Raw genomic sequence first — 12,339 nt, 5'->3', positions numbered from 1 at the left:
AACATGAGAAGCATCGTCAAGGCCGTCAGCCTGAACAAGTATTACGACCAGTACCACGCGCTCAAGGACATCAACATCGAAGTCGAGCAAGGTGAGGTGCTGTGCATCATCGGCCCGTCCGGTTCGGGCAAGAGCACCCTGCTGCGCTGCGTCAACCAGCTGGAAAAGATCGACAAGGGCGGCCTGTGGGTCGACGGCGAACTGGTCGGCTACCGCGTCGTCGGCAACAAGCTGCACGAGCTCAACGAGTCGCAGATCGCCCGCCAGCGCCTGGCCACCGGCATGGTGTTCCAGCGCTTCAACCTGTTCCCGCACATGACTGTGCTGCAAAACATCATCGAAGGCCCGTGCCAGGTGCTCAAGCGCTCCCCCAAGGAAGCGCACGAAGAAGCCCTGGAATTGCTGGCCCGCGTTGGCCTGGCCGACAAGCGTGACAGCTACCCGATCGAACTCTCGGGCGGTCAGCAGCAACGCGTTGCCATCGCCCGGGCACTGGCCATGCGCCCGAAGCTGATGCTGTTCGATGAACCCACTTCGGCACTCGACCCGGAACTGGTCGGTGAGGTGCTGTCGGTGATGCGCGATCTCGCGCAGACCGGCATGACCATGATCGTCGTCACCCATGAACTGGGCTTTGCCCGCGAGGTTTCCAATCGCATGGTGTTCATGGACGGCGGACAGATCGTGGAGGCTGGAAGCCCCGAAGAAATACTAATAAGTCCGCAAAACCCGCGCACCCAAAGCTTCATTTCTGCCGTTCGAACCTAAGCACCGTTTGGTGCCACAACATGCATAAGAGAACGACCATGAAGAATTTTGTTATCCCCGCTGTACTTGCTTCCGTCATGTCTTGCGGTTTCGCCGTGGCCGCCGAATTGCCGGCCGGCATCAAGGAAAAAGGCGAGATCGTGGTGGCGATCATGCCCAACTATCCGCCGATGGACTTCAAGGACCCGGCCACCAACACCCTCACCGGCCTGGACTATGACCTGGGCAATGCTCTGGCCGAGCGTCTGGGGGTGAAGATCAAATGGCAGGAGACCGGCTTCGAACAAATGATCAACGCGCTGACCACCGACCGCGTCGACCTGGTGCTGTCGGGCATGACCGATACCGCCGAGCGTCAGGCCAGCGTGACCTTCGTCGACTACTTCACCAGCGGCCCGCAGTTCTACACCCTGCAGAAGAACGCGGCGACCAACGAGATCATCGACCTGTGCGGCAAGAAAGTCGGCACCAGCCGGCGCACCACGTTCCCGGCGGAAATCGCCGCGTGGAGCAAGGCCAACTGTGAAGCAGCGGGCAAACCGCCGATCAACGTGATCGGCACCGAGGGCTCGGCCGACGCCCGTGCGCAACTGCGCCAGAGCCGAATCGACGCGGCGATGCAGGGCAGCGAGACCCTGTCCTACCTCAAGACCCAGGAAAAGGACATGTACAAGACCGTCGGCCAGCCGATCACGGTGCAGTTCACCGGGCTGGGCGTGAGCAAGAAAAAGCCTGAGTTGAGCGAAGCGGTGAAAGTCGCGTTGCAAAGCATGGTCGATGACGGCAGCTACAACGCGATCCTGAAGAAGTGGGATCTGGAACTGGGCGCGATCAAGGAAGTGACGATTAACGCCGGCAAGTGATGGTTCGCCATTGATACCCGGCTGCGATCTTTTGATTGATCGTTCCCACGCTCTGCGTGGGAACGCAGCCAAGGACGCTCTGCGTCCCGGATCGCAGCCTTCTCGGTGTTTTCCCATGAGTATCGGAGCGCTGTGATGTCCTCCTCACCCCAACCCACCTGGCCCGGCCCCCACAAAGCGTGCCTGGCCCTGGCCTTCGACCTCGACGGCCCGACCGGCGATGCCATGCTCAACGGTTCGATCTGGCACCAGCCAGAATACTTCGGCTTCGGTGGCTACGGCCCTTACCGCGCCCTGCCCCGGCTGCTGGATCTGCTCGATGCGTTTCATCTGCCGACCACGTTCTTCGTCCCGGCCTGGGTCGTGGAAAACTGGCCGAAACAGTGTCAGGCGATTGTCGAACGCGGGCATGAAGTGGCCTATCACGGCTACAAGCACGAATCCTTCTACGCCCTGACGCTGGAACAACAGCAAGCCGTGATGGCGAAATCCAGGGACGTGTTCTGGCAACACCTGCACATCCGCGCCGAAGGCTTTCGCACGCCCTCCGGTGACTGGCGTGCAGAAACCCCGGCGATGCTCGCTGAGGCGGGTGTCATCTATTCGAGCAGCATGCGCGGCGATGATCGCCCCTATCTGGTCAATGTCCCCGGCCATAGCACGCCGCTGGTGGAAATCCCCGGCCGCTGGGAAATGGACGACTATGCCTCCCTCGCCTACACCCGCGCGCCGAATTTTCCTTCAGGCCTGGATCGTACCGCCAGTTACGCACTGACCCTCGACAACTGGCAACGTGAGTACGACGGCGCCATGGACGAAGGCTTGTGCCTGACCACCCTGTTCCACCCGAAAATCACCGGCAAACCGGGACGTATCCTGTTGCTGGAACAACTCTTCGAACACATGCGCCAACGCGATGACGTGTGGTTCGCCACCTGCCGCGATGTCGCCCGCTGGTGGCTGAAGGAGCATCACCATGGCTGATTTCGACGCTTCACCCAATCAAGTCTGGCCCAACGGCAAGCGCTGCGCGGTGGTGCTGACCGTCGACTACAACGACATTCACGGCATCCTGACCCAGGCCCCGGAAGTGGCCGGGCGCGACAAGACCCTGTCGGTGTGGCGCTACGGCACGCAGCGCGGAGTCGAGCGTTTACTCGGATTATTCAGGGAACTGGGCGTGACCAGCAGTTGGTTCGTCCCGGGTATCGTCGCCGAAGAAAACCCGCAACACATCGCCGCGATTCAGGCGGGCGGCCATGAAATCGCCTGCGCCGGTTATCGGCATCAGGACTACGACCACCTCGACCTCGCGGCACAAACTGCTGAAGTCGCCAAAGGCATCGCCGCGCTCCAGGCCCTGACCGGCGAACATCCGCGCGGTTTTCGCGTTCCGGCCGGGAATGGCGCGCCCGGGTTCATCGAAGCCTTGCGCGAACACGGTATTGGCTGGTCGTCTTCGTGGCGCGGTGACGACTTGCCGTTTGCTCATCCGACTGCCCAGGAGGTCATCGAGCTGCCGCTGCATTATGAACTGGAAGACGAGCCGTACTTCGCCTTCAACCTGAGCCCGGCAGTGCCGCCGGCGCAATCACGCATCGCCTCCTACAGCCACACCTTGGGCAACCTGCAGATGGACTTCGCCGGGTTTCACCGTTTCGGTCTGTGTTACCTGCTGCGCCTGCACCCGGAAATCATCGCCACTGCGGGGCGCATCGGCGTGTTGCGCGAATTGCTGCATGGCATTCAAAAGCATGACGATGTGTGGATCGCCAGCGGCGCCGAGATTGCGCAGTGGTGGGCGCAATCGGCGCAGGCAATCGACGCCGACCATCCGGCGTCGGTCTATGAACGGCATTATCGGGATTACCTCGTATGACCCGGCACATCCTCGACAGCGTTGACATGACCGTTGTGGGCACTGTAGATCCTTGTGGGAGCTGGCTTGCCAGCGATGGAAGCGACACCCTGCCCAGCCGAATGAAAAACAACTGAATAAGGACATTCGCCCCACCGTGGCCACCTACTCGCTCGTTATCCGCCGCCTGATGATCGTCTCGCTGACCATCGTGGTCAGCCGCGCCATCACCAGTCCGCTGCTCACCCTGTTCCTGAGCAACAAACTCGGCCTCAATCAGCAGGATGTCGGCCTGTTGCTGGGCATCGCGGTGTTCATCGCGACCCTGCTCGCGCTGTATGGCGGCTACATCATCGATCGTCTGGAAAAGCGCCGGCTGCTGATTCTCGCCATGCTGTCCAGCGCCGTGGGATTTGTCCTGCTGACCTTCGCCCAGAATCTTTACCTGACCACCGTCACCCTGATCATCACCGAAACCGCGTCGGCGTTGTTTCTGATCGGCTCCAAGGCGATCCTCAGTGAAAACCTGCCCATGAGTCAGCGGGCCAAGGCGTTTTCCCTGCGCTACACACTGACCAATATCGGTTACGCCACCGGGCCGATGCTCGGTGTGGTGATTGCCGGGGTCTATCCGATTGCGCCGTTCCTGATCGCCGCCGCGATAGCTTTTGGCAGCGTGTTCCTGATGAGCGGGATTCCCAGGGATTCCAACCCGGTGACCGCCATTGGCCAACCGCAGAGCTTTCTGAAAACCCTGATCACCCTGAAAAACGACCGCACGCTGATCATGTTCACCTGCGGTTGCCTGCTCAGCACCGTGGTGCACGGGCGGTTCACCCTGTACCTGTCGCAATACCTGCTGGTGACCGAGGACTCGAAGAATGCCCTGCAGACCATGGCGGCCCTGCTTGCCTGCAACGCGATCACGGTGATCCTGCTGCAATACCAGATCGGGCGCTTTCTCAGTCGCGAGAAGTTGCGCTACTGGATCGCTGCCGGCACCAGTCTGTTCATCCTGGGCTTGATCGGTTTCAGTCTGGCCAACAGCCTGCTCACCTGGTGCATTGCAATGTTCATTTTCACCCTCGGCGAAATGATCATTTATCCCTCGGAGTTTTTGTTCGTCGACACCCTGGCTCCGGAAGAACTGCGTGGCAGCTATTACGGGGCGCAGAATCTGGCGGCGCTGGGCGGTGCGCTAAGTCCGGTGATCTGTGGTTTTTTGCTGATGCACACCCCGGCACCGACGATGTTCTATGCATTGAGCGGGTTGACCGCGATGGGTGGGTTTTTGTGCTTCATGAGCGGAAGACGCGCGGCATCAGCATCAAAAATAATGCACTGAAGCAGCATTAATATGAATTTGTCAGCATCGACTTTGCACGGCACACTGTGCGCGTTCCTCCCCCAATAGTTGGAACACTTCGAGGACTTTCCGAAACGGACAAGTCCTTTTTTTTGCCCCGAATTTACCGCAAGGACCCGATTCACATGCTCGCTCGCTGGTTGCCCGCCGCCATCAACACCCGCCCCACCGAATGGAGCCGCGCCGCCATCGGCATGGCGCTGGGCACCTTGTTCAGCGTCTGGGCGTGCAGTCAGGTGTTCGGCATCGAGGTTGCGTACCACCTGATCGGGCCTTTGGGCGCCTCAGCCGTGTTGCTGTTTGCCGTGTCTTCTGGCGCCCTCGCTCAGCCCTGGTCGATCATCGGCGGCTACCTGTGCGCAAGCGTTGTCGCGTTGCTGGTGGCCCACGTGCTGGGTCGAACGCTGGGCAGTGCGTGCCTGGCGGCAGGCATGGCGCTGATCCTGATGTGCTGGCTGCGCTGCCTGCACCCACCCGCCGGTGCGCTCGCGCTGACGCTGGTGCTGGCCGATCCCGCCACCCTCGCCCTGGACTGGAAAGCCATGGAGCCGGTGATGCTCGCCGCCGCGTGCATGCTGCTCAGCGCGTTGGCCTACAACAACCTGACGCGCATCCGCTACCCGAAACGCCCGGCCGAGCCAGCGCCGGCATTGGTGCCGGTGGATACTCAGGCGATCACTGCCGCTGACTTGAAACTGGCCCTGGCTGACATGGAAGCGTTTATCGATGTCACCCCTGAAGACCTCGAACAACTGATTCATGCCAGCGAACTGCACGCCAGGCGGCGCAGCATCGGTGAAGTTTTCACCCGATAAGCACCTGAATCTCTGTGGCGAGGGAGCTTGCTCCCGCTCGGCTGCGCAGCAGTCGTAAAACCGCAGTGTCTGGCCGCTTCGCAGCCCGGCGGGAGCAAGCTCCCTCGCCACAAAGGCAATCCGCAACCTGCTGCAAAAACGCAAACTCCCCCTGCACATATCCCGGTTGTACACGGCAAATTTGCACTGTTACGATCCGTCAACGCTCGCGCGCGAGCTTCTCGAATAAAGACAATAAAAGCAGGGAGTTAGTGATGACTGCTCAGGCTTCATCCCCGCGGACAACGTCCATGGATGCCACGCAAAACGAAGTGCTGGCCGAGGTTCGCAATCACATCGGTCACCTGACCCTCAATCGCCCCGCCGGTCTCAACGCCATTACCCTCGACATGGTTCGCCAGTTGCAGCGCCAACTCGACGCTTGGGCCGCTGACGCCAATGTGCACGCCGTGGTGTTGCGCGGTGCCGGGGAAAAGGCTTTCTGCGCCGGCGGCGATATCCGTTCGCTGTATGACAGCTTCAAAAACGGTGACACGCTGCACGAAGATTTCTTTGTCGAGGAATACGCCCTCGACCTGACGATTCATCACTACCGCAAACCGGTGTTGGCCTTGATGGACGGTTTCGTCCTCGGCGGCGGCATGGGCCTGGTGCAGGGTGCGGATCTGCGGGTGGTGACCGAGAAGAGTCGTCTGGCAATGCCCGAAGTGGCCATCGGTTATTTCCCGGATGTCGGCGGCAGCTATTTCCTCTCGCGGATTCCCGGTGAACTGGGGATCTATCTGGGCGTCAGTGGCGTGCAGATTCGTGCGGCCGATGCGCTGTATTGCGGACTGGCCGACTGGTACGTCGACAGCTGCAAACTGCCGAGCCTGGACGAGCAACTCGATCACCTGGAATGGCACGACACGCCGCTCAAGGACCTGCAGAGCCTGCTTGCCAAAAACGGCGTGCAAACCCTGGCCGATGCACCGCTGGAGGCACTGCGTCCGGCCATCGACCACTTCTTCGCCCTGCCGGACGTGCCGAGCATCGTCGAGCAGCTGCGCGCGGTGACGGTTGCCGACAGCCATGCGTGGGCAATTGCCACCGCCGACCTGCTGCAGACCCGCTCGCCGCTGGCGATGGCGGTGACCCTGGAAATGCTTCGGCGCGGCCGCCAGTTGAGCCTGGAACATTGCTTTGCCCTTGAACTGCATCTGGACCGCCAGTGGTTCGAGCGCGGCGACCTGATCGAAGGCGTGCGCGCCCTGCTGATCGACAAAGACAAGACACCACGCTGGAACCCGCCGACCCTCGCTGCGCTGGACGCCGGGCACGTCGCAAGTTTTTTCCACGGTTTTGCTGAGAGCGGGAACTGAGCCATGCACGATCTCGAACTGACTGAAGAACAAGTGATGATCCGCGACATGGCCCGGGACTTTGCCCGTGGCGAAATCGCGCCTCATGCGCAAGCGTGGGAAAAGGCCGGCTGGATCGACGATGGCCTGGTGGCGAAGATGGGCGAACTGGGCCTGCTGGGCATGGTGGTGCCCGAGGAATGGGGCGGCACTTACGTCGATTACGTCGCGTACGCCTTGGCGGTGGAAGAGATTTCTGCCGGCGACGGCGCGACCGGCGCGTTCATGAGCATCCACAACTCGGTGGGTTGCGGCCCGGTCATGAACTACGGCAGCGAAGAGCAAAAACGGACCTGGCTGGCCGACCTTGCCAGCGGTCAGGTGATCGGCTGCTTCTGCCTGACCGAACCACAGGCCGGTTCCGAAGCGCACAACCTGCGCACCCGCGCCGAACTGCGCGACGGCCAATGGGTGATCAACGGCGCCAAGCAATTCGTCAGCAACGGCAAACGGGCGAAACTGGCGATCGTGTTTGCAGTAACCGACCCGGACCTGGGCAAGAAAGGCATTTCCGCGTTCCTGGTGCCCACCGATACGCCGGGCTTCATCGTCGATCGCACCGAACACAAGATGGGCATCCGCGCCTCCGACACCTGTGCAGTGACGCTCAACAACTGCAGCATTCCCGAGGCCAACCTGCTCGGCGAGCGCGGCAAAGGCCTGGCGATTGCCCTGTCCAACCTCGAAGGCGGCCGCATCGGCATCGCCGCGCAAGCTTTGGGCATCGCCCGGGCGGCATTTGAAGCGGCGCTGGTGTATTCCCGCGATCGCATCCAGTTCGGCAAGCCGATCAATGAGCACCAGAGCATCGCCAACCTGCTGGCCGACATGCACATGCAAATCAACGCCGCGCGCTTGATGATCCTCCACGCAGCGCGCCTGCGCACGGCGGGCAAACCGTGCCTGTCGGAAGCCTCACAGGCCAAGCTGTTCGCGTCGGAGATGGCCGAGAAAGTCTGCTCCTCGGCAATTCAGATTCATGGCGGGTACGGGTATCTGGAGGACTATCCGGTCGAGAAGTATTACCGCGATGCGCGGATTACCCAGATCTATGAAGGCTCGAGCGAGATTCAGCGGATGGTGATTGCGCGGGAGCTGAAGAACTACTCGCTGTAAAAGCAAAAGATCGCAGCCTTCGGCAGCGCCTACACTGTTTTCCTGTAGGAGCTGCCGAAGGCTGCGATCTTTTGATGTTGCCTCACTAGCTTCGCAAGCAAGCCCGCGATGGTGTCAGTGAGAAAGCAGTATTACTTGCCGGTAAACTCCGGCGCCCGCTTCGCCACAAACGCCGCCATCCCTTCCTTCTGATCCTGGGTGGCAAACGCCGCGTGGAACACCCGGCGCTCGAAGCGCACGCCTTCAGTCAAATTGACCTCAAAGGCGCGGTTCACGCTTTCCTTGACCATCATCGCAATCGGCAGCGATTTGCTGGCGATCACCGCCGCGACTTTCAGCGCTTCGTCGAGCAACTCATCACTCGGCACGATCCGCGCGACGATGCCACAGCGCTCGGCTTCCACCGCATCGATCAGGCGCCCGCTCAGGCACATTTCCATGGCCTTGGCCTTGCCCACGGCGCGGGTCAGGCGTTGGGTGCCGCCCATGCCCGGGAGCACGCCGAGGTTGATTTCCGGTTGACCGAATCTGGCATTGTCGCCGGCCAGAATGAAGTCGCACATCAGCGCCAGTTCACAGCCGCCACCGAGGGCGAAGCCGTTGACCGCGGCGATGATCGGCTTACGCCGGTTGGCGACACGGTCGCTGTCGCTGAACAGGTCGTCCATGTAGATCTGCGGATAGGTCAGCTCGGCCATTTCCTTGATGTCGGCACCGGCGGCGAAGGCTTTTTTCGAACCGGTGATGACGATGCAGCCGATGTTCGCATCCGCTTCCAGACCGTCGAGGGCGTGGTTCACTTCGCTGACCAGTTGCGCGTTCAACGCGTTCAGTGCCTGCGGGCGGTTGAGGGTGATCAGGCCGACGCGGCCATGGTGTTCCAGCAGAATCGTTTCGTAAGTCATGGGCAAAATTCCTTGTCAGAGATTGCGCGAAATAACCATGCGCTGAATGTCGCTGGTGCCTTCGTAGATCTGGCAGACGCGCACGTCGCGGTAGATGCGTTCCAGCGGGAAGTCGTTGAGGTAACCGTAACCGCCCAGCGTCTGCAACGCCATCGAGCAGACCTTCTCGGCCATTTCCGAGGCGAACAGTTTCGCCATCGAAGCCTCGACCAGCGCTGGCTGCCCGCTGTCACGCAGGGCGGCGGCGTAATGCACCATCTGCCGGGCGACGGCAATCTGCGTGGCCATGTCGGCGAGGCGGAACGCCACGGCCTGGTGCTCGATGATCGGTTTGCCAAAGGTGTCGCGCTCACGGGCGTAATCGCGCGCCGCTTCGAACGCGGCACGGGCCATGCCCACCGCTTGCGAAGCAATGCCGACGCGGCCACCTTCAAGGTTGGCCAGAGCAATCTTGTAGCCCTCGCCCTCTTCGCCCAGACGATTGGCGACGGGCACTTTGACGTCTTCAAAGAGGATCTGGCAGGTGTCCGACGCGTGCTGGCCGAGTTTGTCTTCGACCCGGGCGACTTTATAGCCCGGCGAATCGGTGGGCACGATGAACGCCGTAATGCCGCGCTTGCCGGCACTCGGGTCGGTCACTGCAAACACGATCACGATCCCGGCGTTCTGCCCAGAGGTGATGAACTGTTTGCAGCCGTTGAGCACGTAGTGATCGCCGTCCAGCCGTGCGCGGGTTTTCAGGCTGCTGGCGTCGGAACCGGCCTGCGGTTCGGTCAGGGCAAACGCGCCGAGCATGGCGCCGCTGGCCAGCGGCTTGAGGAAACGTTCGCGCTGGTCATCGTTGCCGAACTTGAGGATCGGCACGCAACCCACCGAGTTGTGCACGCTCATGATGGTCGAGCAGGCGCCGTCGCCGGCGGCGATTTCTTCCAGGGCCATGGCGTAGGCCAGATAGCCGGTGTCACAGCCGCCCCACTGCTCGGGCACGAGCATGCCGAAAAAGCCCAGCTCGGCCATCTCGCCGATGGCTTCCTTGGGGAAACGGTGCTCACGATCCCACTCGGCGGCGAACGGCTTCAGCCGTTCCTCGGCGAACTGCCGGGCCATGTCGCGGATCTGGGTTTGGTCTTCGTTGGGAATCATGGTGAATCCTTAAATTGAATCGCAACACTCACCTTTGTAGGAGCTGCCGCAGGCTGCGATCTTTTGACTTTGATTTTTAAAAACAACAGCAAAAGATCGCAGCCTGCGGCAGCTCCTACAGAGTCCGCGTGTTTAGTAAACGCATTCCACAGCCATGGCCGTGGCTTCTCCGCCGCCGATGCAAATTGCCGCAATCCCGCGCTTCAGGCCTTTCTGGCGCAAAGCCGAGAGCAACGTCACCAGAATCCGCGCACCCGAAGCACCGATCGGATGGCCCAGCGCGCAGGCGCCGCCATGCACGTTGAGCTTGTCGTGGGGGATTTCCAGGTGGGTCATTGCGGCCATCGCCACCACGGCGAATGCTTCGTTGACTTCAAACAGATCAACCTGATCCAGCGCCCAGCCGGTCTTCTTGATCAGCTTCTTGATCGCGCCAATCGGCGCCACCGGGAACAAACCTGGAGTGTCGGCAAACGCCGCGTGACCGTGAATCACCGCCAGCGGTTTCAGTCCGAGTTTCTGCGCCTGCGACTGGCGCATCAGCACCAGTGCCGCCGCGCCATCGGAGATCGAGCTGGAGTTGGCCGCGGTCACGGTGCCGCCTTCGCGGAACGCCGGTTTCAGCGAGGCGACCTTGTCCAGCTTGGCTTTCGGCGGCTGCTCGTCGTGACTGATCAGCACCTGTTCCTTGCCGACGGTCACGGTCAACGGGACGATCTCGGCCTTGAAGCTGCCGTCCTTGATTGCCTGCTGGGCGCGGGTGGTCGAGGCGATGGCAAAGGCATCCTGCGCTTCCCGGCTGAAGTGGTTGGTTTCGGCGCAGTCTTCGGCGAAGGTGCCCATCAGGCGCCCTTTGTCGTAGGCGTCTTCGAGACCGTCGAGGAACATCGAATCGAGCACCCGACCATGGCCCATGCGGTAACCGGCGCGGGCCCGGTCCAGCAGGTACGGCGAGTTGGACATGCTTTCCATGCCGCCGGCGATCACCACATCGGCGCTGCCGGCCAGCAGCATGTCGTGAGCGAGGATGGTGGTTTCCATGCCCGAGCCGCACATCTTGTTGACGGTGGTGCAGCGCGTCGATTTATCCAGCCCGGCACCGAGTGCCGCCTGGCGCGCAGGCGCCTGGCCGAGGCCGGCGGGCAATACGCAACCGAACAGGACTTCGTCGACCGCATCGCTGGCGACGCCTGCGCGTTCAACGGCGGCCTTGATCGCGGCGGCGCCGAGTTGCGGGGCGGTGAGGCTTTTCAGTTCGCCCTGAAAACCACCCATCGGGGTGCGGACGGCGCTGACGATGACAATCGGATCGTTGGAAATAGTCATGACAAATCCTCCTTACTTGGCGGCCATGCGCAAGGCGCCGTCGAGACGGATCACCTCGCCATTGAGCATGCTGTTTTCGATGATATGCCGAACCAGCGCGGCGTACTCGGCAGGTTTACCCAGGCGCGGCGGGAACGGCACGCCAGCGGCCAGCGATTCGCGCACTTCCGGGGTCATGCCAGCCATCATCGGGGTTTCGAAAATGCCCGGGGCGATGGTCATCACGCGGATGCCGAAGCGCGCCAGTTCACGGGCGGCCGGCAGGGTCAGGCTGGCAATCGCACCTTTGGACGCGGAATACGCGGCCTGGCCGATCTGACCGTCAAACGCCGCCACCGAGGCGGTGTTGATGATCACCCCGCGCTCGCCGTCGGCATTCGCTTCGCTTTCGGCGATGGCGGCTGCGGCCAGGCGCAGCATGTTGAAGCTGCCGATCAGGTTGACGTTGATCACCTGGGCAAAACTGCTCAGCGCATGCGGGCCGTTCTTGCCGAGGATCTTCTCGCCCCGTACGATGCCGGCGCAGTTGACCAGACCGTTGAGACTGCCAAAGGCTTTGACCGTGGCCTGCACCGCGGCCTCGGCGGCGGCTTCATTGCTGATGTCCGCCACAACGCTGTGCGCGCCGAGGCGCTGGGCCTGGGCGGCAAGCGCTTCGGCGTTCAGGTCCACCAGCATGACTTTGGCGCCGGCATTGACCAGCAACTCAGCGGTGGCCGCGCCCAGGCCGGACGCGCCGCCGGTGACGATAAAAACCTTGTTCTCGATCTGCATGACTG

At 61.8% G+C, this 12,339-nt stretch carries 12 protein-coding genes; 8 read left to right on the top strand and 4 right to left on the bottom strand.

Going from position 1 to position 12,339, the window contains the following annotated elements:
- Positions 1-3: 3 nt before the first annotated feature.
- The 8 genes from HBN98_RS19935 to HBN98_RS19900 all read left to right on the top strand — a co-directional run bounded on the left by HBN98_RS19935 (position 4) and on the right by HBN98_RS19900 (position 8,186).
- Positions 4-768 (top strand): amino acid ABC transporter ATP-binding protein, encoded by a 765-nt coding sequence (locus HBN98_RS19935; protein WP_064587499.1) that lies wholly within the window; start codon positions 4-6, stop codon positions 766-768.
- 38 nt (positions 769-806) lie between these two features.
- Positions 807-1,631, top strand: a complete 825-nt coding sequence (locus tag HBN98_RS19930; protein ID WP_064587497.1) for an ABC transporter substrate-binding protein — start codon at positions 807-809, stop codon at positions 1,629-1,631.
- Between the two features lie 135 nt (positions 1,632-1,766).
- Positions 1,767-2,615, top strand: coding sequence for a polysaccharide deacetylase family protein (locus HBN98_RS19925; protein ID WP_064587495.1), 849 nt, complete (start codon positions 1,767-1,769; stop codon positions 2,613-2,615).
- Positions 2,608-3,510: a polysaccharide deacetylase family protein gene (locus HBN98_RS19920; RefSeq protein ID WP_083369149.1), complete on the top strand. Its 903-nt coding sequence runs from the start codon at positions 2,608-2,610 to the stop codon at positions 3,508-3,510. The genes HBN98_RS19925 and HBN98_RS19920 overlap by 8 nt, the downstream gene beginning before the upstream one ends.
- A gap of 112 nt (positions 3,511-3,622) precedes the next feature.
- Positions 3,623-4,834: an MFS transporter gene (locus HBN98_RS19915; RefSeq protein WP_222935025.1), complete on the top strand. Its 1,212-nt coding sequence runs from the start codon at positions 3,623-3,625 to the stop codon at positions 4,832-4,834.
- A 146-nt stretch (positions 4,835-4,980) separates the two neighbouring features.
- Positions 4,981-5,670: an HPP family protein gene (locus HBN98_RS19910; protein WP_083369151.1), complete on the top strand. Its 690-nt coding sequence runs from the start codon at positions 4,981-4,983 to the stop codon at positions 5,668-5,670.
- Between the two features lie 254 nt (positions 5,671-5,924).
- Entirely contained in the window at positions 5,925-7,031 is a 1,107-nt protein-coding gene (locus tag HBN98_RS19905; protein WP_083369152.1) for an enoyl-CoA hydratase/isomerase family protein, read from the top strand.
- A gap of 3 nt (positions 7,032-7,034) precedes the next feature.
- Positions 7,035-8,186, top strand: a complete 1,152-nt coding sequence (locus HBN98_RS19900) for an acyl-CoA dehydrogenase family protein (protein ID WP_064587485.1) — start codon at positions 7,035-7,037, stop codon at positions 8,184-8,186.
- Positions 8,187-8,317: 131 nt separating this feature from the next.
- Here HBN98_RS19900 and HBN98_RS19895 read toward each other — a convergent pair whose 3' ends face one another.
- The 4 genes from HBN98_RS19895 to HBN98_RS19880 all read right to left on the bottom strand — a co-directional run bounded on the left by HBN98_RS19895 (position 8,318) and on the right by HBN98_RS19880 (position 12,334).
- Positions 8,318-9,091 carry an enoyl-CoA hydratase gene (locus HBN98_RS19895; RefSeq protein ID WP_064587483.1) on the bottom strand — a complete coding sequence of 258 codons (774 nt, stop codon included), beginning with the start codon at positions 9,089-9,091 and terminating at the stop codon, positions 8,318-8,320.
- A 15-nt stretch (positions 9,092-9,106) separates the two neighbouring features.
- Entirely contained in the window at positions 9,107-10,234 is a 1,128-nt protein-coding gene (locus HBN98_RS19890; RefSeq protein WP_083369153.1) for an acyl-CoA dehydrogenase, read from the bottom strand.
- A gap of 132 nt (positions 10,235-10,366) precedes the next feature.
- On the bottom strand, positions 10,367-11,560 hold the full coding sequence (locus tag HBN98_RS19885; protein ID WP_083369154.1) for an acetyl-CoA C-acyltransferase: 1,194 nt from the start codon (positions 11,558-11,560) through the stop codon (positions 10,367-10,369).
- 12 nt (positions 11,561-11,572) lie between these two features.
- Positions 11,573-12,334, bottom strand: a complete 762-nt coding sequence (locus HBN98_RS19880) for an SDR family NAD(P)-dependent oxidoreductase (protein ID WP_083369155.1) — start codon at positions 12,332-12,334, stop codon at positions 11,573-11,575.
- Positions 12,335-12,339 lie beyond the last annotated feature (5 nt).

Origin of the sequence: Pseudomonas koreensis, assembly GCF_012986595.1 — a bacterium.
Lineage (GTDB): Bacteria > Pseudomonadota > Gammaproteobacteria > Pseudomonadales > Pseudomonadaceae > Aquipseudomonas > Aquipseudomonas koreensis.
The sequence above is the reverse complement of the archived record's forward strand: the minus strand, read 5'-3'. Positions and strand labels throughout refer to the sequence as shown.

What these genes read in the sequence shown, in the direction of transcription:
- HBN98_RS19920 (WP_083369149.1), top strand. Translation starts at nt 2,608, where the DNA reads ATGGCTGATTTCGACGCTTCACCCAATCAAGTCTGGCCCAACGGCAAG.
- HBN98_RS19910 (WP_083369151.1), top strand. Translation starts at nt 4,981, where the DNA reads ATGCTCGCTCGCTGGTTGCCCGCCGCCATCAACACCCGCCCCACCGAA.
- HBN98_RS19895 (WP_064587483.1), bottom strand. Translation starts at nt 9,091, where the DNA reads ATGACTTACGAAACGATTCTGCTGGAACACCATGGCCGCGTCGGCCTG.
- HBN98_RS19925 (WP_064587495.1), top strand. Translation starts at nt 1,767, where the DNA reads ATGTCCTCCTCACCCCAACCCACCTGGCCCGGCCCCCACAAAGCGTGC.
- HBN98_RS19890 (WP_083369153.1), bottom strand. Translation starts at nt 10,234, where the DNA reads ATGATTCCCAACGAAGACCAAACCCAGATCCGCGACATGGCCCGGCAG.
- HBN98_RS19930 (WP_064587497.1), top strand. Translation starts at nt 807, where the DNA reads ATGAAGAATTTTGTTATCCCCGCTGTACTTGCTTCCGTCATGTCTTGC.
- HBN98_RS19885 (WP_083369154.1), bottom strand. Translation starts at nt 11,560, where the DNA reads ATGACTATTTCCAACGATCCGATTGTCATCGTCAGCGCCGTCCGCACC.
- HBN98_RS19900 (WP_064587485.1), top strand. Translation starts at nt 7,035, where the DNA reads ATGCACGATCTCGAACTGACTGAAGAACAAGTGATGATCCGCGACATG.
- HBN98_RS19935 (WP_064587499.1), top strand. Translation starts at nt 4, where the DNA reads ATGAGAAGCATCGTCAAGGCCGTCAGCCTGAACAAGTATTACGACCAG.
- HBN98_RS19905 (WP_083369152.1), top strand. Translation starts at nt 5,925, where the DNA reads ATGACTGCTCAGGCTTCATCCCCGCGGACAACGTCCATGGATGCCACG.
- HBN98_RS19880 (WP_083369155.1), bottom strand. Translation starts at nt 12,334, where the DNA reads ATGCAGATCGAGAACAAGGTTTTTATCGTCACCGGCGGCGCGTCCGGC.